The sequence below is a fragment of the Minwuia sp. genome (assembly GCF_048263705.1).
Lineage (GTDB): Bacteria > Pseudomonadota > Alphaproteobacteria > Minwuiales > Minwuiaceae > Minwuia.
Genome location: NZ_JBLXDV010000002.1, coordinates 387,888 through 408,539, shown reverse-complemented (window position 1 = coordinate 408,539; position 20,652 = coordinate 387,888). Strand labels below are relative to the sequence as shown.

Sequence of the window (20,652 nt, the reverse complement as noted above, 5' to 3'; positions counted from 1 at the left end):
CGTGTGCCGACCAATCCATCCCACACGGCGCGGTTTCTTTTAGTTCCCCGCTTCGATCGCGTCCTCGATGGTGCGCAGACCGGGCAGCTTCGACGATACAAGAACGGCCATGTTGCCGGGCAGATGCTGGTTGGCCATCATCTTCATGTGCGCCTTCGGGATATCGTCCCAGGAAAACACCTCTGACATGACCGGGTCGATGCGGCGTTCGATGACCAGCTGGTTCGCCTGCGTCGCCTGCTTCAGGTTGGCGAAGTGGCTGCCCTGAATGCGCTTCTGGCGCATCCAGACATAGCGGGCGTCCATGGTCAGGTTGTAGCCCGTGGTGCCGGCGCAGAAGACCACCATGCCGCCGCGCTTCACCACGATGCAGCTGACCGGGAAGGTCGCCTCGCCGGGATGCTCGAACACGAAGTCGACATCGTTGCCCTTGCCGGTGATGTCCCAGATGGCCTTGCCGAACTTGCGGACTTCCTTGGTCCAGGCGGCGTATTCGTCGGTGTTCACCGTCGGCATCTGACCCCAGCAGTCGAAGTCATTGCGGTTGATGACCGCCTTGGCACCCAGCGACATGACGAACTCGCGCTTGGATTCGTCGGAGATGATGCCGATCGCGTTGGCCCCGGCCGTCGCGCAGAGCTGCACGGCCATGGAGCCGATGCCCCCCGATGCACCCCAGATCAGAACATTGTCGCCCGGACGCAGGATGTGCGGGCGGTGGCCGAACAGCATCCGGTAGGACGTGGCGAGGGTCAGCGTGTAGCAGGCGCTCTCTTCCCAGGTCAGGTGGCGCGGGCGCGGCATCAGCTGGCGGTCCTGCACGCGGGCGAACTGCGCGAAGGATCCGTCCGGCGTCTCGTAACCCCAGATGCGCTGGGAGTTGGAGAACATCGGATCGCCGCCGTTGCATTCCTCGTCGTCGCCGTCGTCCTGGTTGCAATGCACGACGACCTCGTCGCCGACCTTCCAGCGCTTGACCTGGCTGCCGACGGCGTAGACGACGCCCGACGCGTCCGACCCGGCGATGTGATAGGGCTGCTTGTGGACGTCGAACATCGAGACCGGCGTGCCGAGCGAGGCCCAGACACCGTTGTAGTTCACGCCCGCTGCCATCACGAGAACCAGCACGTCGTGGCTGTCCAGTTCCGGGGTTTCCACGACCTCGACCTGCATGGCCTTGTCCGGTGTGCCCTCGCGTTCCTTGCGGATCGCCCACGCATACATCTGTCTCGGTACATGCCCGAGCGGCGGGATCTCGCCGACCTCGTAGAGATCCTTCTTCTCGCCATCCATCAGATCGGTGGGCGCGCTCTCGACCGCCTGAACTTCCGCCATCAAACTTCACTCCTCAAAGTGTTTGGTCTTTGGTGTATTCGTCGTAGTGTCCGCCGCGCAACATGCACGGGCTTTCCCATAACGTCAGTCCCGTCTATATCAGTTTTATGCTGCATAGCGGCAAAAGATCGTTTTGCAGTGCGGCGATAGGTATGATATTTCCGCCGCAACATGCAAGACGAAATTTTCGTTCGTTCGAAGGTTAAATTTTGGAAGATGTGAAATGACTGATGTTCCTGCCAAAGATCGCCCCTGGTTGATCCGGACCTATTCCGGGCATTCCTCTGCGGCAGCTTCGAACGAACTCTACCGGACCAACCTGAGCCGCGGCCAGACCGGCCTTTCGGTCGCCTTCGATCTGCCGACCCAGACCGGCTATGACAGCGACCATGCGCTGGCCCGCGGCGAAGTCGGCAAGGTGGGGGTCCCGATCGGTCACATCGGCGACATGCGTACCCTGTTCGACGGCATTCCGCTGGAGCAGATGAACACCTCCATGACCATCAACGCGACCGCGCCGTGGCTGCTGGCGCTCTATGTCGCCGTGGCCGAGGAGCAGGGTGCCGACCGGGCGAAACTGATGGGCACGGTCCAGAACGACATCATCAAGGAATATCTGTCGCGCGGCACCTACATCTTTCCGCCCGCGCCCAGCCTGAAGCTCATCTCGGACGTGATCGGTTTCACCGTGACCGAGATGCCGAAATGGAACCCGACCAACATCTGCAGCTATCACCTGCAGGAAGCCGGGGCGACGCCGCAGCAGGAACTGGCCTTCGCGCTGGCCACCGCGACCGCCGTGCTGGACACCACGAAGGCGCGCGGCGAGACCCCGGCGGACATGTTCGGTCAGGTCGCGGGACGCATCAGTTTCTTCGTCAACGCCGGCATCCGCTTCATTGAGGAAATGTGCAAGATGCGCGCGTTCGTCGATCTGTGGGACGAACTGCTGCTGGAACGCTATGGCGTCGAGGATCCGAAGAACCGTCGCTTCCGTTATGGTGTGCAGGTCAACTCGCTCGGCCTGACCGAACCCCAACCGGAAAATAACGTCTACCGCATCCTGCTGGAGATGCTGGCGGTCGTGTTGTCCAAGAACGCCCGCGCCCGCGCCGTGCAGCTGCCGGCCTGGAACGAGGCGCTGGGCCTGCCGCGCCCATGGGACCAGCAATGGTCGCTCAGGCTGCAGCAGATCGTGGCGCACGAAACCGACCTGCTGGAATATGGCGACCTGTTCGACGGCTCGCCGGTGGTCGCGGCCAAGGTCGAGGCACTGAAGAAGGGTGCCCGCGAGGAACTGGCGCTGATCGGCAAGCTGGGCGGGGCCGTGGCCGCCGTCGAGAGCGGCTACATGAAGGAGGCGCTGGTTGAAAGCAACGCGCGCCGGGTGCAGTCGATCATGTCCGGCGACCTGAAGGTCATCGGCGTGAACTGCTTCACCGAGAGCGCGCCGTCGCCGCTGGCCGACAGCGCCGATGCCATCATGAAGGTCGATGACGCCGCCGAATCCGAACAGATCGCGCGGCTGAACGCCTGGCGCGACTCCCGCGATGACGCTGCGGTGAAGGCGGCGCTGGACGATCTCGCCAGGGCCGCCGCCGAAGACCGCAACATCATGGAAGCCTCGGTCGCCGCTGCGAAGGCGGGCGTGACCACCGGCGAATGGGCCGAGACCCTGCGGCTGGTCTACGGCGAATATCGCGCCCCGACGGGCGTGGGCGGGGCGGCGGGTGTCGCCGCCGACGGACTGGCGGACGTGCGCTTCAAGGTGGAGGAAGTCTCGGCGCGCATCGGCCGCCGTATCAAGATCCTGGTCGGCAAGCCCGGCCTGGACGGTCATTCCAACGGGGCCGAGCAGATCGCGGTGGCCGCGCGCGACGCGGGTATGGAAGTGGTCTATGAAGGCATCCGCCTGACGCCGAAGCAGATCGTCAATGCCGCACTGGAAGAGGCCGTGCATCTGGTCGGCCTGTCGATCCTCTCCGGTTCTCACGCCGCGCTCGCCCGCGACGTGCTGGACGGCCTGCGCGCCGAGGGCTTAAGCGACGTGCCCGTCGTCGTCGGCGGCATCATCCCGCCCGAAGACGCCGAAGCCCTGCGGGCCGCCGGCGTCGCCGCGATCTACACGCCCAAGGACTTCGACCTCGCCGCCATCATGGCCGACATCGCCAGGATCGTGGACCGGAGCGCCGAGGCGGCGTAGGGAAGTCTGCCATCGACGTCACGACACAGGTCCTCGGATCAAGTCCGGGGACTTCGCCGCCTTGATATGAATCCCTCGGGCTTGACCCGAGGGTCTGTGCGGAAACCGTGCGTGCCGTTACACTTGCAACATCACTGATCCTGGGGAGGATACCACCGATGCATTTCTACGACTGTTCCACCGCGCCCAGCCCGCGCCGTGCGCGTATGTTCATCGCCGAGAAGGAGATCAACATTCCGACGACCGAGGTCTCCATCGCCAAGGGAGAGCAACTGAAGCCGGAATTTCTGAAGATCAATCCGCGCGCGACCATACCGGTGCTGGTCACCGACGAGGGCGTGGCGCTGACCGAGAACCTTGCGATTGCGACCTGGCTGGAGGAAGCGCATCCGAATCCGCCGCTGATGGGGCGCACGCCGCTGGAGAAGGCGGAGATCCTGCAATGGGCGGCCATCGCCGAGAGCCAGGGCGGCGCGGCCATCGCCGAGGCGCTGCGCAACGGCAACCCGCACATGAAGGGCCGCGCGTTGCCCGGTCCCGACAATTACGAGCAGATTCCGGCGCTGGCCGAACGCGGCCTCGCCCGCGCGGGCCGCTTCCTGGAGATGATGGATGAGCGCATGCAAGGCCGCGACTGGGTGGCTGCGGACCAGTTCTCCTATGCCGACATCACCTGCTTCGTGCTGTGCGACTTCGCCCGGATGATCAAGGTGCGCATCGACGAGAGCAAGCCCGCGCTGAACGCCTGGTACACGAAGATGAAGGACCGCCCGAGCGCGAGCCTGTAAGCCGTTCAGGATCGAGCCTCGGAACGGGGGAGAGTGTGACGGGCCTTGAATAAAGCCACCACCCGCAGCGGGATCCCCGGTCAGGCCGGGGACAGGCTTGATCAAAGTTTACCCCGCACCCCGATGCGGGGCTGCCCAGCGCAGCGTTTGCATGGGCCCGAACCGCGACAGGTTCCACCATCCGCTGGGTTCCGGGATCGAGTCCCGGAACGCGGGAGAGTGTGCGGATGTGTTCCTGACTGACTACCACGCGCAGCGGGATCCCCGCTCAGGCCGGGGACAGGCTTGATCAGAGTTTACCCCGCACCCCGATGCGGGGCTGCCCAGGCGGCGGCTGGACTTGATCGGACCGTGCCTGTGGCGGACTCTGTACTGGGTTCCGGGATCGAGTCCCGGAACAGGGGAGAGTGTATGATGACCTCTCCACAAACCATCACGCGCAGCGGGACTTGATCCCGCTGCCCAGTGCAGCGTCTGCATCGGCACGAGCGGTGACAGGTTTCGCCGTCCGCTGGGTTCCGGGATCGAGTCCCGGAACGCGGGAGAGTATGTGGATGCATTCATCCCAGACCAACACGCGCAGCGGGATCCCCGGTCAGGCCGGGGACAGGCTTGATCAGAGTTTACCCCGCACCCCGATGCGGGGCTGCCCAGGCGGCGGCTGGACTTGATCGGACCGTGCCTGGACGGACTCAGCACTGGGTTCCGGGATCAAGTCCCGGAACAGGGGAGAGTGCGTGGCGACTTCTCAACAAACCACCACGCGCAGCGGGATCCCCGGTCAGGCCGGGGACAGGCTTGATCGAAGTTTATCCCGCACCCCGATGCGGGGCTGCCCTGGCGGCGGCTGGATTTGATCGGACCGTGGCTGTGCGGAGGGCGTGTTGGCGTGCCCAATGTGACGCTGCGAGGCGCCGGCGTCTCACCTCACGCCGGATAGGTCGTCTTGTAGGCCTCAGTCAGGGCCTCATCCAGGCGGCGGCCTTCGGGGTAGATGTTCTGCAGTTCTTCCGACCGTTCCACGCCGTCGATCAGGCGCGGGCAGGGTTCGGCCTTGCCGATGGTCACATGCACGGGCAGGCGCTCGGCATAGATCGGCAGGGCGTAGTCTTCCTCGTCGTCGGCGACGCCGCCCGCGCGGACCTTGGCCGAGGCTTTCTCGATCTCCATGCCGATCACGGTGGTGGCCTTGAATTCCTGGCTGTTGATCTCCCGCAGGCCCGCCGTGCGGTTGGGGAAAAGCCGGTCGACCATGGACACCAGTGCCTGATGCTTCTCGTCGGTGTCGGTGATGACCTTCGCGTGCCCGAACGCCATGACCGAGCGGTAGTCGGCGGAATGGTGCATGCCCGACCGCGCCAGGATGAAGGAGTCCAGATGCGTCACCGTCAGGCAGACCGGCTCGCCTTCCTTCTGGTTGCGCAGCATGCGGCTGGCGCTGCTGCCGTGCCAGTACAGTTTCGTGCCCTCGCGCCAGAACAGGGTCGGCGTGCAGAAGGGCTGGCCGTCGATCACATAGGACACGTGGCACATGCTGGCGGAATCCAGGATCGCGTGAACGCTTTCATGGTCGTAGGTGCCGCGTTCGTGCATGCGCTTGACCTTGTTCACCTGATCGACGGGATAGGACGGGGTGTGCGTGTCGGCCATGGGTTTGCTCCTTGTCTGCAGGCTGTGGGGGGACTATGCCTGTCGGAACTGGTTGCCGGGAGGTCCAATTGAGCGCAAAGATTTCGACCAATTCACGGACAGCGGGCGGAGCCGAAAGTGCGCCCGTAGACCTGCCGCTGACCCTGGACGGGACCAGCGGGCCGCAGCCGTCGCGCGTGCATCAGGCCCTGCGGGAGGCGATCCTGTCGGGACGGCTGACGCCGGGCGCGCGCCTGCCGCCCAGCCGGGCGCTGGCCGAACAGCTCGGCATCCGGCGCAACGCGGTAGTGGTCGCCTACGAGATGCTGCTGGCGGACGAGCTGGCGGAATCACGCGTTGGCTCCGGCACCTTCGTCGCGGCGCGGATGCCGGATACGGGCGCCGGTCCGGCCGCCGCCACGGTGCCCGAGATCGAGCGCCCGCGCGGCGTCTTCGTGCTGGGCCGGACCACAGTGGACGACGTGCTGCAGGGACAGTTGCGCCGGGCGATCACGCGGCGGCTGAGCCACATCGACCCCGGCCATCTGGGCTATGGCGAACCGCGCGGCAGCCTGGAACTGCGCACCCGCATCGCCGAGCATCTGGCCGTCGCGCGCGGGGTGCGCTGCGATCCGGGCAACATCATGATCACCAGCGGCACCCAGCACGGCATCCGGCTCTGCCTGCGCTCGATCCTGTCGCCGGGCGATGCGGCCTGGGTGGAGGACCCCGGCTATCACGCCGCCAAGCGCGCGCTGACGGCGGCGGGGGCGGTGCTGGTGCCCGTGCCGGTGGATGCCGAGGGGCTGGTGGTGGCCGAGGGGCAGGCCCGCGCGCCCCGCGCCCGCGTCGCCTATGTCACGCCCTCGCACCAGTTTCCCATGGGGGTGGTGATGCGGATGCAGCGGCGGATCGAACTGCTCGACTGGGCGCGGGCCGCCGATGCCTGGATCATCGAGGACGATTATGACAGCGAATACCGCTATGGCGGTGCGCCCCTGACCGCGCTGGCCGGGATCGACGGATCGCAGCGCGTGATCTATTGCGGCACCTTCTCCAAGGTGCTGTTTCCGGGGCTGCGGCTGGGCTATGTCGTGCTGCCGCCGGTGCTGGTGGAACGCGTGCTGGCCGACCGCGAGGCGCTGGACCGCTTTCCGCCCAGCCTGCTGGAAGGCGCCATCGCCGACCTGATCGGCAATGGCCACCTGTCGGCCCACGTCCGCCGCATGCGTGCCCGCTACCGCGCCGCCCGCGACCTGGTGGTGGACACGCTGAACGCCCACAGCGGCGGTGCGCTGGACGTGCAGGTCCCCGAACAGGGCCTGCACCTGGTCGCCCGCCTGCGCCCCGGCCACCCGCCCGGCATGGGCGACGCCGTCCGCCGCGCCGCCACCATCCACGCCGGCCTCCTCTCCGAAGCCCGCCTGATCCCCGACCCGACAGACGGATTCATCCTGGGGTTCTCAGGGCATGCGATGGAAGATTTGCGGGAGGGGGCGGAAAAGTTGGGGGAGAGATGTGGATGATGATTGGAAAATCGGTAACGACGCGATCAAGCACGCCGACACCACGGCGAGTTACGCCAACTCGTCGGCATCAAAATTTCTGTAGCTTGTAATGGAGGGGCTCCCAAAAAAATTGGCGCAAAATAGGTAAGGCTATAACTCTTATCAATCAAACATTTCCAATTTCTGATATCTTTCGGGATTCAAGTATATCAGTAGTCAAGAAATTAAGCATTCGGATAATCTGCTACGGAGTTTGAAGTATGATAAGATCGGGTTGGAGCGATCCTGTTATCGAATCTAATTCATTTTTAAAAGCAATTTCCAAGATAATGTCGAGAAAGGTCAACGAAAACCCAGAAAATTTCCCTGATATTCGAAGTTCAGAATATCTATTAATTTTCTCTGACTATAGTGGGGAGGGAAAAAAGGATTCTCATTTCTCTATTTCTGTTTTGGTTATGGGTAGCGATGACTGGAAAGAATGGGAATCAGGCCGCCAAATATGGCGTCGTCGATACTTGTCCGATGGTCGCAGAATGTCTCATAAAAATCTATCTGATATTCAAAAATCTCTGGCGTTGACTCCATTTTTTGAGTTATTGGATCAAACCAGCGGATTTTTGATAACAATCGGAATTCAGAAAAATTTTGACTACATCGTCAATGAAATTCCGATCGATTTGGATAACCGATTTTTTTCCGAGTACCGAATCTGGTCACCAAAAGTACTTCAGAAAATGGTCATAGTATCAAATCTGATATCGCTGTTTGTGTCAGGCTTTGGGGCAAAGGGACAAAATTTGATTTGGATTAGTGATCAAGATTCGATGTTCGCCAACGAGACTCGCCTCGGTGGCGCGACAAAACTATTTTCTTCGATCTTGGCTGGCTATTTGAGCTTTGATCTAGGTCATATCCGTGTTGGCACGACAAAATCGGATCCGGGAGATCAGCAGCTGGAGGATCTCGTCGCCGTCGCAGATTTGGCAGCAGGGACCTTCTGTGAGCGCCTAAACTCCGCGGAAAAATCTCCACTCTCCGGTGATTTTCTGCCACTTTTTGCGCCAGACTTGACCGCGCGATCAGCGAAAATAAATCAATGGCTGTGCGGCAGCGGCAGTAACTTAAGAAAATACTTTTTTAAGGTCGACCGAACCGGTCCGCAGAACTCCACCACCTCTTTGTTTGCTTTGGAATAATCGAGGAGGAATTGCGAAGACGAACAAAAAAGCCGTAACTCTCCCCCTCAACACCACCGCTCCGGCCCTTCCCACTGCGCGGCAGTGTAGCGGTCGCCGTGGCACCAGCCGAGGGGGAGGACGGTTTCGATGCGGGTGCGGGCTTCGGCTGAGAGGGTCATTTCGGCGCCGGTGACGCATTCCTTCAGATGGTCGACCGAGCGGGTGCCGGGGATGGGCAATACGTGGGGCCCTTGCGCGCAAAGCCACGCGATGGCCAGCGACGCCGCAGGAACCCCCATGTCGGCGGCCAGGGCGCGGAACTCGGCGTTCTTCTTCAGGTTCAGGCTGTGGTTCGGCCCGGTGAAGCGCGGGTTGTTCTTCATGAAGTCGATCTGCTGCACCTGGGCGGCATCGTGCGGCCGGTCGGTCAGCAGGGCGCGGCCGACGGGGGAGAAGGCGACCAGCGCGGTGCCCAGCTCGGCGCAGGCCTGCACCAGCCCCAGCTCGGGTGAGCGGGTCTGCAGCGAATATTCCGACTGCACGGCGGCAACAGGGTGCACGGCGGCGGCGCGGCGCAGCGAGGCGGGCGCGATCTCGGAAAAGCCGATGGCCTTCACTTTCCCTTCCCGCACGAAGTCCGCCATGGTGCCGGTCACATCCTCGATCTCGTGCGCCTTGTCGCGGCGGTGGATGTAATAGAGGTCGATGCAGTCGACGCCGAGCCGCTTCAGGCTGCCTTCGAGCTGTTCGCGCAGGTGGTCGGGATCGTTGTTGAAGCGGCGTTCGGGATCGCGCTGGATGCCGACCTTGGTCGCGATGCGGAAGGGCGGCTCGCCGCCGCGCGCCTTCAGCCACTCGCCGATCACGGTCTCCGAGCGGCCCATGCCATAGACGTTCGAGGTGTCCACATGGGTGATGCCGAAATCCACGCAGGCGTCCAGAATGCGCTTCGAACCCTCGTCGGTGGCCTTGCCGTAGAAATCGGTGAAGGACATTGCCCCGTAGCCCAGCACACTCACCTCCGGCCCGTTCGCCCCCAGCCTGCGGTTGTCCATGATCGTCCCTCCCCCATCGCGCGATTCACCTGGTCGCACTGAAGCAGACAGGGCTCCGGTCTGTCACCCCCGGTTTATCCGGGGGCGGGCCCCGCACAGGGCGGGGGTGACATTTCAGGCTGACGCAGGGGCCTCAAGTCACGTGCGGCTCGGGGGCGCGATTTGGCGTCAGGGTAGCGACGCGCTAGGTTCTGTCCCAGCATTCATTGAGGGGAGACACACCGATGCCCGACTATATTCCGCCCGCACTGGACTGGGTCCGCAAGCAGGTCGAGCTGTACGAGAGCAGCGGCGGTACCGAGGGGACGACCCTGATGGAGACGGGGTTGCCCTGCGTGCTGATCACCCACATCGGCGGCAAGACCGGCGGCATCCGCAAGATCCCGCTGATGCGCGTGAAGGTCGACGAGGGCTATGTGCTGGTCGGCTCCTATGGCGGACGCGAGAAGAACCCGGTCTGGGTCTACAACCTGCGCAGCCATCCGCTGATCGCGCTGCGCGACGCGACCGAGATCTGGCCGATGATCGTGCGCGAGGTGCCCGAGGGACCGGAGCGGGACCGTCTGTGGGAGGCCGCCGCCGAAGCCTTCCCGCCCTACAACGACTACAAGAAGAAGGCGCCGCGCCTGATTCCGGTGTTCGTTGCGGAGCCGGTCTGAGCGCTGATTTCCGGGCGTGGGCGTGATCGCCATACTTGCATTACGTCACGGCATGGCCGATAAAAAGTGCATGACTCGCATGAACTTAACGCAAAACAATCTCGTCCGGGGGGTCTGGGAGGACTATCTGCGGCCCCTGGTCCGCCGTCCCAACCGCTTCCAGGTGGGGGCGTTGTGCTATCGCGGCGCTGCGGGGCGCGGGCGCGAGGTTCTGCTGATCACCTCCCGGGACACGGGACGGTGGATCATCCCCAAGGGCTGGCCGATCGACAATCTGAACGCGGTCGAGGCGGCGGTGCACGAGGCCTGGGAAGAGGCCGGCGTGCGGCCCGGTGCCGTCGGCGAAAAGCCCGTCGGAACATTCGTCTACACCAAGCGGCTGAACGGCGGGGCCGAGGTCGCCTGCGACGTGCGGGTGTTCCCCGTCGAGGTTTCCGATCTGGTCGAGGACTTCCCGGAAGCCCATCAGCGGCGCCGGGCGTGGATGGCCCCCCGGCGTGCGGCGGAACTGGTCGAGGAACCCGGCCTGCGCGGGATTCTGAGCGGCTTCGCATAGTTCCGGGTCCGACGCCCATTGAACTCCGGCTGAACAATCTTTAGGCACTTCTGCTGCATCCCAGAAACCGCAGGCGGACCGCACCCTGTCTTCAGATACCGAAACCAAGCAGTGGAAGACGCTCGACAAGGATCTCAACCGGATCAGCCAGGTCGAGTATGCGACGCAATATGTCTCGCGGCCGCTGATCGGCACGGGCATTTCCCTTGCCTTCATCGTCATCGCGGCAACCATCGCAGCCGTGACCTTCGGGCAGGCCGAAGGCGGTGTGCTGGTCGTCGCGGCGGCTGCCGTCGGGGCCTACATGGCGCTGAACATCGGCGCGAACGACGTGGCCAACAACATGGGGCCAGCGGTGGGCGCGCGGGCGCTGACCATGGGCGGTGCCATCGTGATCGCCGCGATCTGCGAAAGCGCGGGGGCCTTGCTGGCGGGCGGCGACGTGGTCTCGACCATCTCCAAGGGCATCATCGATCCGGCCAGCGTGGCCGACGCACGCACCTTCACCTGGGCCATGATGGCGGCGCTGATCTCGGCCGCCGTCTGGGTCAATCTGGCGACCCTGGTGGGGGCGCCGGTCTCGACCACGCATTCGGTCGTCGGCGGCGTCATGGGCGCGGGGATCGCGGCGGCGGGACTGGCGGCGGTGAACTGGCCCAACATGGGCGCCATCGCGGCGAGCTGGGTGATCTCTCCCGTGCTGGGCGGGGCGATCGCGGCGCTGTTCCTCGCCTTCATCAAATACAGGATCATCTATCAGGACGACATGATCGCCGCGGCCCGGCGCTGGGTGCCCGTGCTGGTCGGCATCATGGCGGGGGCGTTCGCCGCCTATCTGTCGGTCAAGGGTCTGAAACGCGTCGTGAAGATCGACATCCCCACCGCGCTGATGATCGGCGTCGCCGTCGGCGCGCTGGCCTATGTCGTGACGGCACCCCTGATCCGGCACCAGTCGAAAGGCATGGAGAACCGGAAGAAGTCGCTGAAGACCCTGTTCGGCCTGCCGCTGGTGCTGTCGGCGGGGCTGCTGTCCTTTGCGCACGGGGCCAACGATGTGGCGAACGCGGTCGGACCGCTGGCCGCCATCGTGCATGCGCAGGAATTCGGCGCGTTCGCGGGCAAGGTGGCGATCCCGACGTGGGTGATGGTCATCGGCGCGCTGGGCATCTCGTTCGGGCTGGTGCTGTTCGGGCCGAAGCTGATCCGCATGGTCGGCAACCAGATCACCAAGCTGAACCCGATGCGCGCCTATTGCGTGGCGCTGTCGGCGGCGATCACCGTCATCCTGGCGTCATGGCTGGGCCTGCCGGTCAGTTCGACCCATATCGCGGTCGGGGGCGTGTTCGGCGTCGGCTTCTTCCGCGAATGGGAAACCGAACGGCGCGCGCGCAAGGCCAAAACCGACAGGCCGGTGAAGACCATCGCCGTCGAGGAACGTCGCCGCCGCAAGCTGGTCCGCCGTTCCCACTTCATGACCATCATCGCCGCCTGGGTGATCACCGTCCCCGCCGCGGCGGTGCTGTCGGGCGTGATCTTCCTGATCCTGAACGCGGTGTTCGCCTGACGGGCGTCGGGGTCGCGATCAGTGGTTCCACCAGGGCCGGTCGGAATGGGCGCGCAGGTCCAGTTCGTGGGTCCAGGCCGAGCGGTGCTGCTGTGCCAGATGCCAGTAGGTCTCGGCGACCTTTTCCGGCAGGATCAGGCCGTCGTTCTCCTTGCCCTTGCTGTCGCGCAGGGCGGCGAACTTCTCGGGACCCAGCATCTTGCCCAGCGTGTCCGGCGCATCGACTGCACCATCGACGATGATCTGCGCCACGTGGATGCCCTTCGGCGAGAACTCGGCGTTCAGCGACTGGCACAGCATCCGGCGTCCGGCCATGGCCGCCGCGTGGCTGTGCTGGCCAGCGTTGCCGCGCATGGCCGCGGTCGCCGAGGTGACCAGTATGGTGCCGCCGCCGCGCTCGACCATCAGCGGACAGACGCATTGCGCCACGCGGAACAGCGCGAGTGTCGCCATGCGCCAGCCAAGCTCGAACTGTTTCTGGCTGGTGTCGGCCAGCGCCCGGTCGCCGATCTGCGCCCCCAGGTTGAAGATCACGACCTCAATGGGACCGATGTCCTTCTCGATCTGCGCGATGCGGTCCTCGATCACGTCCGGCTCGACCGCATTCATCAGGTAGCCCGAGGCGGACCCACCGTCGGATTCGATCTGCGAAACAAGTTTTTCCAGCCCCGCCTCATCAGATCGGCGGCAGAGCACGGCGTGATATCCTTCCCGCGCGAACTTCTTCGCAACCGTCCCGCCGATTCCGGCGCCGGCACCCATTACGAGACAGACCGGTTTCATGATGTTTCTCCTCCCCCTGAAGCGCCACGGGCGAAGGCGATACCACCTTCGCCCGTGTCCGAGCCCGTCAATACCGGATCAGTCCGCCGCTTCGCCGATCTTGTCCTGGGTCTTCGTCTCGAAGTCGCTGGCGTCGTGACGCTCGTGCAACTGGCTTGCGGGATCGCCCATGACGCGATTGACCATGCGGCCCCGTTTCACGGCCGGGCGCGCACCGATCTGATCGGTCCAGCGCAGCACGTTCGTGTAGGTGTGCGCCTCGATGAACTCGCCCGCGTCATAGACCAGACCCTTCACCAGCGCGCCGTACCAGGGCCAGACCGCCATGTCGGCGATGGTGTAGTCGGCACCGCCCAGATACTCGTTGTCGGCCAGACGGCGGTCCAGCACATCCAGCTGGCGCTTCACTTCCATGGTGAAGCGGTTGATCGGATATTCCATCTTGAACGGGGCGTAGGCGTAGAAGTGGCCGAAGCCGCCACCCAGATAGGGCGCGCTGCCCATCTGCCAGAACAGCCAGTTCAGCGCCTCGGTGCGCTTCGCGTGATCCTTCGGCAGGAATTCGCCGAACTTCTCGGCCAGGTAGAGCAGGATCGAACCGGATTCGAAGACCCGCGTCGGCGTCTCGGTCGAATGGTCCATCAGGGCCGGGATCTTGGAATTGGGGTTGGCCTCGACGAAGCCGGAACCGAACTGGTCGCCGTCGCCGATCTTGATCAGCCACGCGTCGTATTCGGCGTCCGAGTGGCCCTTGTCCAGCAGTTCCTCGAACATCACCGTCACTTTCACGCCGTTGGGCGTGGCCAGCGAATAGAGCTGATGCGGATGCTTGCCGACCGGCAGTTCCTTGTCGTGCGTCGCGCCCGCGATCGGGCGGTTGATGTTGGCGAAGCGGCCGCCGCTTTCGGCATCCCATCTCCAGACCTTGGGCGGTGTGTATTCGTCTTGCTGGCTCATCGTTTCATCCCTGTCGAAGAAGTCGGTACTGCGTCTGATCTAGGCGGACCCTGCGGATTGTCCACCGGAGGCCGCCAATTTCAGCGTCTTCGCCTTGGCGTAGGTCAGTTTGGAGACGATCTGGCCATCACTGTTGAAATGCAGCAGGTCCAACCCGCGCCATCCCGTCCGCCCCGACTTCGTGTCGAAGGCGCAGTGCCAGCTGACCATGACCTTGCCCGCCCGCTCATCGATGAACATGTCCTCGTCCTCGAAACGCATCTCCCCGAACGCGCCCTCGAACTGCGGCGCGAAGGCTGCACGGACTTCATCGAGGCCCGCGGCTACGGTGCCGTCGAACTGATCGTAGGTCGCCTCCGGCGCGAAGTAGGCCATGACCCCGTCCAGGTCGTCGCGGTTGAAGCAGGCCATGAAATCTTCCGTCAGTTGCTTCAGGCGCGCATAATCCATTTCCGATGACATTCTTTTCTCCTCCCTGTCCAACGCGACAACGATGGCGCGGTTGGCCTGATGCTTCAAGCCAAAGCACCCTCGGCCCGTGATGACCGAAGCCGATATCGCGATGCTGCTGGCCGGGCGGGACGACCTGCGGGCGTTGCTGGAAACCGTGCGGGATCTGGATCTGCCGGATTGCTGGATCGGTGCCGGGATGGTGCGCAATGCCGTCTGGGATCATCTGCACGGTGTCGATCCGGCGACCCGGCCCGCGTCGGATGTCGATGTCGTCTATTTCGACCCTGCCGACACCGATCCCGCGCGGGATGCGGAACTGGAAGCGACGCTGAAGACCGTTGACGGAAACATTGACTGGGAAGTCCGCAATCAGGCGCGGATGCATCTGCGCAATGGCGACCGGCCCTATCGCGACACGGAAGATGCGCTGCGGTTCTGGCCGGAGACCGCAACCGCTGTCGCCGCCCGCCTGAACGGGGATCGTGTCCAGATCATCGCGCCCTATGGCACGTCGGACCTGCTCGGTCTGATCGTCCGTCCGACGCCGCCCTTCCGGCGCAAGATGGACATCTTCAACGCGCGACAGGCCGCCAAGGGATGGGCGCAACGCTGGCCGAAGTTGACGTTCGCTGCCATCTGAGCTACATGGGGTCGCTCCGTCCCCGACTGAATCGCTTATTGGATCGACCGCTTCAATCGATGGCTGGAAGGCGTTAACCGGGCACCGCCATCGAGCGGATGCGGTAGCCGTGTTCGAGTGAGCGATCCAGCACCGGATCATGCAGTTCGAAGCGGAAGCTGGCTGCCGGGCGAATCCCGCCGATGGCACCCGGCGCGCCGCCGAACATCACGCCACCTTCGGGCAGGACGCCAGCGCCGTAACCGCGCGCGATCAGATCAGCCGGTTCGCGCATGCTGTCCAGTGTTGCCTGCTGGTACAGCACTTCGCCCTCGCCATCCCCGAAATCGCACCAGGCGGATACCTGCAACCGGTCCCAGTGTGGCTTCACGTCCTCGTAGCGCCAGAGTGTGCCTGAAACGGGCTTGTCGCAGATCTGCTTCGACAGGGTCACGCCGACGGTTTCCAGATCGCGGTCCGTGTGGTCGGACCCGGTGCCGACATACAGGTCGCCCTGATGATTCAGCAGGAAATACTCGACCTCGCCGCTGGTGCCCTCGCCCGAGACGTGGATCATATCGTGCCGGGTCATGCGGGCGGGTGCGATCGGATAGAACACGGGAACCGAGGCGGGCGGCTTCACGCCCAGTTCCTTCAGTTCCTCGATGTGATGCCACAGTGCCTTCTCGTCGCGGCCGGTCCAGCCCGCCATCACCAGATCGCTGATCGTGGCTTTCAGGTCGGCGGCACGGTCACGCGCCTCGACCGTGAACGTCAGTGATGTCATGCCATCGCTTCCTTCTGTCTGCGCCTGCGCGCGCCCCGCACCATCATGTACGCGCCGCCCACGGATGCAAGAAACGCGATCGACCCGTAATAGAAGGAGGTCTGGAACCCGAAGCTGGCCGCCTCGACCTGCAAGGCGCTGCCCAGATGCTGATGGGCGACGGCCTCGGCCTGAAGGTCGGTCAGTCCGCCGCGTTCGGCCAGCTCAGCGATGGTGCGGATATAGGCGTCGCTGGTGTGGTTGGCCGCGGTCTGGGTCGAGACAACCTTGTCCGAATAGTCACTGATCTGCCGGTCCAGCAGGACGGCGAGGATGTTCACGCCGAACGCTCCTCCCAATTGCCGTGTGAAGTTCATCACCGACGCACCCTGGGCCAGATGACTTTGCGGCAGCAGGCGTACCGAACCGGCACTGAGAGACGGAAAGATGAACCCCATGCCGGCCCGGCTGATCAGGATGAACAGGGCCAGCGTGAGGAACGAGGTGTTCGGGTCGGCATACGACATCAGGAAGAACGAGATCGCGAACATGAACAGCCCGAACCCGACGATCATCCCGGGCTCGAACCGATCCGCCATCCGGCCCGAGAAGGTGGTGATGAACATCATGGACAGACCGGCGGGCAGCAGCAGCAGTCCCGACAGCGTGGGCGTCAGCTGCTGCACGGTCTGGGCGAACAACGGGATCAGATAGGTCGAACCGAACAGGCCCGCCCCCAGAATGATGCTGACGACCACGGCGCCGGGAAAGCCCGGTTTCCGGAACACGCTCAGGTCCATCAGCGGGCTGAGCGTCCGGCCCTGCCACCAGATGAACAGGGCGAAGGCAGTGCCCGCAATGATGAACCGCCCGGTCACCGAGATGCTGCCCCAGCCCAGATCCTGACCGTCGGCGAATGCGGTCATCAGGCTGGCGAGGAAGATCAGCAGCAGCGCAAATCCGAACCAGTCGAACTTCGGGCGTCGTTCGGCCATGGCACCGGGCGGCACGAAGAGGCTACACAGCACCAGGCCCAGCACACCCATAGGAACACCCAGATAGAAGGTGTAGCGCCAACCGAATCCGTCGACCAGCAGCCCGCCGATAAAAGGCGAGGTGCCCGGTGCCATCACCACACCCAGGCCATAGATGCCCATGGCAAAGCCCCGCCGCTCGGGCGGGAAGACCTGAAACACGACAATCATGGCGAGCGGTTGGATGATGCCTGCGGCGGCACCCTGCATCAGCCGCGACAGGATGACGGCGTCGGCGGATTCGGCCAGTCCGCCCAGCAGTCCCCCGGCCAGAAACAGGCCCAGCGCCAGGTTCATCGTGGCGCGCTGCCCGATGGTCTTCGTCGCCCAGTCGATCAGCAGCATGGTGGCCGTCATCGCGGCCAGGAAGCCGCTGGACAGCCATTGCGCCGTGATCTGGTCGATGCCGAACGCGCCCATGATGTCGGGGATGGCGACATTGACGATGGTGGCCGAAAGCACTGCCGTCATGGTCGCGATCATTGCCGCCACCAGCGCCAGCCAGCGGTAGGAAGGCCCGTAGCGCCGGAACAGGATGTCGGTGCCGGTCGTCATGACCTGTCGGCGTGAATGGCGACCTCGACCATCATGCCGGGCCGCAGCCCGCCCCGGTCACCGTCCAGATCGATCCGGACCGGGATGCGCTGGGTGACCTTGGTGAAGTTGCCGGACGGGTTGGGATTCGGCAGCAGGGCGAACTGGCTGGTCGCGGCCGGGGCGATCCAGGTGATCGTGCCCGTCATCTCGCGACCGGGAAAGGCGTCCACCTTGACCGTGGCCTGGCTGCCCACCTGAAACCGGTGCAGCTCGGTCTCCTTCACGTTGGCTGCGACCCAGACATTTTCCGGGTCATGCATCATCAGCAGCCGCTGGCCGGGACGCACATACTCCCCGATCTCGATGAAGGTCTGGTCGACCACACCATCGATGATGGCCGGGACCTCGCGGTCGACATGGCGGGTCTTCAACTGGTCCAGCCGGGCCAGTACGCCCTCGCGTTCGGCATCCAGAACGGCCAGCTGCTGTCGCAGCACCCCGGCGCTTTCCCGCTGTGCCGTCGCTTCGCGCAGTTCTGCCGTGGCTTCCGCGATGCTGGCCTGCGCCTGCAGCACACGCGCGGCGAGATCATCTTCCAGGGCCCGTGAATCCTCGACCTTCTGCGAGGAGATGACCTTGCGCCGGAACAGGTCCTCGGCGCGCTGGTGGTCCTTCTTCGCCTGTTCCAGCCGCGCCTGAGCGGACTGTCGGGCCGCCTGCGCCACCGTGATCCGGGCGCGGGCCGTGGCCTCCGCGGTTTCGGTGCGCGCGCCTTCAAGCGCAATCTCGGCCTCCAGACGCACCCGCTCCGCGGCGATGCGGGCGAGGTCCGCTTCGGTTTCGCGAATCTGCTGGGCCAGGGCGCGCCGGTCCATCCGGACCAGGATCGCGCCGCGCCGGACCCTGTCCCCCGTGGCAACGGTGAGATCCGTGATCAGGCCGCCTTCCTGCGCGCCGACCGTGATCATGTCCGAGGCGATCCGGCTGTCGATCACGAAGACATTGGCCTGCCGGCGGGTGATCCAGTCGAAGATGAAATAACCGGCCACACAGATCACCAGCAGCAGGATCAGATAGCGGACCAGCCGACGGCTGCGCGATCTTGGTGGCAGGGCCTGGGTGGTCTCGCTCATTGTTCGGCCTCCGTCATCTCCGCAAGGCGACCATCGATATGATTGAAGACGTGAATGCAGTCGGTCAGTTGCCGGTCCGAAAGCCCTTCCGTCAGTTCAAGGCGCAACTGATGCGCGACCACCTGGATCTCGGCGATCAGGTCATGCGCCCTGGGTGTGAGGTGCACGGTCTTCGCCCGGCGGTCGTTGGGGTCGGCGCGGCGTTCGATCAGGCCCTGCGCGGCGAGGGCGTTCAGGATGTGAACCAGGGTCGCGCCCTCGATGCCGATGAACTCGGCAAGCTGGCGTTGAGAGGGGGCGTCGCCGCTGCGGCTGATCTGCAGCAGCACGGCCCATCGGGCCTGAGTGAGATCCAGCACCTCAAGCCGGCGGTCCAGCCGCCAGCGCCAGCGCCGCGCCAGCTGAACCAGAGCGACGGTGAAGTCCTCCCGAATGTCCTGTCCTCGCGCGTTCATGATTATTCATTAGCATCCTAACGAATAATTGTCCCATGCGAGAATTTCCGATGTCCCATGCAACTGAATCCGATCTCGTCGCGTAGCAGGATCATGGTGGTAAAATCAGTGCCCATGCTGACCGATGATGAAATCGACGAGTTGCTGCGGCGTCTTGCCGACCGGTTTCCCGGCAGGTCGGACCGCGCCAAGGGGGCCAAGCGGCAACCGAATCCCTTCCGATCGGTCGTCAGTTGCATGCTGTCGGCGCAAAGTCTGGACCGGAACACCGCCAGGGCGACGCAGGCCCTGTTCAAGCTGGCGCGGACACCGAAAACCATTCTCAAGCTGGATGATGAGGTGATCGCAGCGGCGATCAGGCCCGCCGGTCTCTACAATGTGAAGACTCGCAATCTGAAAAACATGTGTCGCACTTTGCTTTCGGAGTTCGACGGTAACGTGCCGCGGACGCGGGAAGGCTTGATGCGCCTGCCGGGTGTCGGACGAAAGTGTGCCGATATCGTGCTGAGCTTTGCGTTCGACGAGGATGTCATCGCGGTCGACACCCACATCCACCGCGTGTGCAACCGGACCGGGCTGGCGCGCGGGAAGACCGAGGAACAGACGGCAAGATCGCTTGAATCCCGGGCACCGGAATGGAGTCGTCGCGACGGTCATTTCTGGCTGCTGAACTTCGGCAAGCAGGTCTGCCGGGCGCGCAATCCCGGCTGTCCGACGTGTCCGGTGAACGATATCTGCATGGTTTTCCGCACGGCCAGCGATGGTTGACTGATCGGCAGGCAGGGTTCTTGCGTATGATCGAACATGAACATAAATTCATCATATCATCTTGATCGTGAGACCCCGCCCGACCTGACTGCGGACGGTGCCGCGTTCGTGCGCTGGTGGCAGTCCGAACGGAAGCCGTCAGCCCTGCCCGTGCGCAAGGACATGCGGATCGATCGCATCGTGCGTCTGATGCCCAGACTGACCGTGCTGGACGCCGTCAGTCCCGATCGGATGGTTTTCCGGCTGACGGGTACGGATATCGACCGACAGGCTGGCACCAATCCGACGGGCATGAACGTGCTGGACATCACCGAGCCGGGATACCGTGCGCTCAGGGCTCAACGGCTCTGGAACATGGCCAACTGGCCGGCCATTGGCGTCTTCTGGTTTCGAGACAGGTTCTTCGCATCCGAGAACGGCCTGTCCGAAGGCGTCACGGTTCCGGTCTGCGCAGGGCCGGACGGCCGGTCCCGCCAGCTGATGACCATGTTCAGCCGCTACCGTGCCAGCATCGATCGCGGCGACCCCGGCAGCGCGATTCGGCAGGCGATGCCCGCCGTCTTCTTCTACGTTGATATCGGATATGGAACCCCTGACGACGGTACCGGTGACTCGCTCCCGCTCGACACGCTATTAAGGGCGTAGACAGCAACCCGGTGGGGAGCCGGG

Annotated in this window: 20 protein-coding genes; 10 read left to right on the top strand and 10 right to left on the bottom strand. The window is 64.0% G+C overall.

The genetic code is table 11. The annotated features are described in order from the left end of the window. Positions 1–39 precede the first annotated feature (39 nt). Positions 40–1,335: a crotonyl-CoA carboxylase/reductase gene (gene ccrA, locus ACN0X7_RS04350; protein ID WP_417514487.1), complete on the bottom strand. Its 1,296-nt coding sequence runs from the start codon at positions 1,333–1,335 to the stop codon at positions 40–42. 223 nt (positions 1,336–1,558) lie between these two features. Between ccrA and ACN0X7_RS04345 the strand changes: the two genes are divergently transcribed. Both ACN0X7_RS04345 and ACN0X7_RS04340 read left to right on the top strand, forming a co-directional pair. Beyond that, the gene (locus tag ACN0X7_RS04345; RefSeq protein WP_417514485.1) at positions 1,559–3,538 is read left to right on the top strand and encodes a methylmalonyl-CoA mutase family protein; all 1,980 of its coding nucleotides are present in this window, start codon (positions 1,559–1,561) and stop codon (positions 3,536–3,538) included. A gap of 158 nt (positions 3,539–3,696) precedes the next feature. Continuing rightward, positions 3,697–4,326 (top strand): glutathione S-transferase family protein, encoded by a 630-nt coding sequence (locus tag ACN0X7_RS04340; RefSeq protein WP_417514483.1) that lies wholly within the window; start codon positions 3,697–3,699, stop codon positions 4,324–4,326. A 927-nt stretch (positions 4,327–5,253) separates the two neighbouring features. Here the strand turns inward: ACN0X7_RS04340 and ACN0X7_RS04335 are convergent. Further along, complete coding sequence (locus ACN0X7_RS04335; RefSeq protein ID WP_417514481.1) at positions 5,254–5,976, bottom strand: pyridoxamine 5'-phosphate oxidase family protein; 723 nt, start codon at positions 5,974–5,976, stop codon at positions 5,254–5,256. Between the two features lie 68 nt (positions 5,977–6,044). On the opposite strand from ACN0X7_RS04335, the gene ACN0X7_RS04330 reads away from it, so the two are divergent. Further along, entirely contained in the window at positions 6,045–7,481 is a 1,437-nt protein-coding gene (locus tag ACN0X7_RS04330) for a PLP-dependent aminotransferase family protein (RefSeq protein WP_417514479.1), read from the top strand. A gap of 242 nt (positions 7,482–7,723) precedes the next feature. Then, positions 7,724–8,662, top strand: coding sequence for a hypothetical protein (locus tag ACN0X7_RS04325; protein WP_417514477.1), 939 nt, complete (start codon positions 7,724–7,726; stop codon positions 8,660–8,662). A gap of 47 nt (positions 8,663–8,709) precedes the next feature. Here ACN0X7_RS04325 and ACN0X7_RS04320 read toward each other — a convergent pair whose 3' ends face one another. Beyond that, the gene (locus ACN0X7_RS04320; protein ID WP_417514475.1) at positions 8,710–9,699 is read right to left on the bottom strand and encodes an aldo/keto reductase; all 990 of its coding nucleotides are present in this window, start codon (positions 9,697–9,699) and stop codon (positions 8,710–8,712) included. Between the two features lie 224 nt (positions 9,700–9,923). Here ACN0X7_RS04320 and ACN0X7_RS04315 point away from each other — a divergent pair, with 224 nt between their 5' ends. From ACN0X7_RS04315 to ACN0X7_RS04305, 3 genes are all read left to right on the top strand, one after another. Beyond that, positions 9,924–10,358 carry a nitroreductase family deazaflavin-dependent oxidoreductase gene (locus tag ACN0X7_RS04315; protein WP_417514473.1) on the top strand — a complete coding sequence of 145 codons (435 nt, stop codon included), beginning with the start codon at positions 9,924–9,926 and terminating at the stop codon, positions 10,356–10,358. Positions 10,359–10,437: 79 nt separating this feature from the next. Next, positions 10,438–10,914, top strand: coding sequence for an NUDIX hydrolase (locus ACN0X7_RS04310; RefSeq protein WP_417514471.1), 477 nt, complete (start codon positions 10,438–10,440; stop codon positions 10,912–10,914). Positions 10,915–10,999: 85 nt separating this feature from the next. Continuing rightward, positions 11,000–12,478 (top strand): inorganic phosphate transporter, encoded by a 1,479-nt coding sequence (locus ACN0X7_RS04305; protein ID WP_417514670.1) that lies wholly within the window; start codon positions 11,000–11,002, stop codon positions 12,476–12,478. A gap of 18 nt (positions 12,479–12,496) precedes the next feature. Here ACN0X7_RS04305 and ACN0X7_RS04300 read toward each other — a convergent pair whose 3' ends face one another. The 3 genes from ACN0X7_RS04300 to ACN0X7_RS04290 form a co-directional block, all read right to left on the bottom strand. Further along, positions 12,497–13,261, bottom strand: a complete 765-nt coding sequence (locus ACN0X7_RS04300) for an SDR family NAD(P)-dependent oxidoreductase (RefSeq protein ID WP_417514469.1) — start codon at positions 13,259–13,261, stop codon at positions 12,497–12,499. A 78-nt stretch (positions 13,262–13,339) separates the two neighbouring features. Then, positions 13,340–14,218 (bottom strand): glutathione-dependent disulfide-bond oxidoreductase, encoded by an 879-nt coding sequence (gene yghU, locus ACN0X7_RS04295; RefSeq protein WP_417514467.1) that lies wholly within the window; start codon positions 14,216–14,218, stop codon positions 13,340–13,342. Positions 14,219–14,257: 39 nt separating this feature from the next. Continuing rightward, entirely contained in the window at positions 14,258–14,680 is a 423-nt protein-coding gene (locus ACN0X7_RS04290) for a nuclear transport factor 2 family protein (RefSeq protein WP_417514465.1), read from the bottom strand. A gap of 79 nt (positions 14,681–14,759) precedes the next feature. Between ACN0X7_RS04290 and ACN0X7_RS04285 the strand changes: the two genes are divergently transcribed. Next, on the top strand, positions 14,760–15,311 hold the full coding sequence (locus tag ACN0X7_RS04285) for a nucleotidyltransferase family protein (RefSeq protein WP_417514463.1): 552 nt from the start codon (positions 14,760–14,762) through the stop codon (positions 15,309–15,311). A gap of 73 nt (positions 15,312–15,384) precedes the next feature. Here the strand turns inward: ACN0X7_RS04285 and ACN0X7_RS04280 are convergent, their stop codons facing one another. Genes ACN0X7_RS04280 through ACN0X7_RS04265 form a run of 4 tightly spaced genes read right to left on the bottom strand, consistent with a single transcriptional unit; the run spans position 15,385 to position 19,215 of the window. Beyond that, positions 15,385–16,077 carry a DUF2848 domain-containing protein gene (locus ACN0X7_RS04280; RefSeq protein ID WP_417514461.1) on the bottom strand — a complete coding sequence of 231 codons (693 nt, stop codon included), beginning with the start codon at positions 16,075–16,077 and terminating at the stop codon, positions 15,385–15,387. Continuing rightward, entirely contained in the window at positions 16,074–17,645 is a 1,572-nt protein-coding gene (locus tag ACN0X7_RS04275) for a DHA2 family efflux MFS transporter permease subunit (protein ID WP_417514459.1), read from the bottom strand. Before ACN0X7_RS04275 ends, ACN0X7_RS04280 begins: the two co-directional genes overlap by 4 nt. After that, positions 17,642–18,760, bottom strand: a complete 1,119-nt coding sequence (locus ACN0X7_RS04270) for an HlyD family secretion protein (RefSeq protein WP_417514457.1) — start codon at positions 18,758–18,760, stop codon at positions 17,642–17,644. The genes ACN0X7_RS04275 and ACN0X7_RS04270 overlap by 4 nt, the downstream gene beginning before the upstream one ends. Further along, positions 18,757–19,215 carry a MarR family transcriptional regulator gene (locus tag ACN0X7_RS04265; protein ID WP_417514455.1) on the bottom strand — a complete coding sequence of 153 codons (459 nt, stop codon included), beginning with the start codon at positions 19,213–19,215 and terminating at the stop codon, positions 18,757–18,759. The genes ACN0X7_RS04270 and ACN0X7_RS04265 overlap by 4 nt, the downstream gene beginning before the upstream one ends. Before the next feature lie 93 nt (positions 19,216–19,308). Here ACN0X7_RS04265 and ACN0X7_RS04260 point away from each other — a divergent pair, with 93 nt between their 5' ends. Then, positions 19,309–19,983 (top strand): endonuclease III domain-containing protein, encoded by a 675-nt coding sequence (locus ACN0X7_RS04260; protein ID WP_417514453.1) that lies wholly within the window; start codon positions 19,309–19,311, stop codon positions 19,981–19,983. Between the two features lie 36 nt (positions 19,984–20,019). Then, a complete protein-coding gene (locus tag ACN0X7_RS04255) occupies positions 20,020–20,628 on the top strand; it encodes a PAS domain-containing protein (RefSeq protein ID WP_417514451.1) in 609 nt (202 codons plus the stop codon). Positions 20,629–20,652 lie beyond the last annotated feature (24 nt).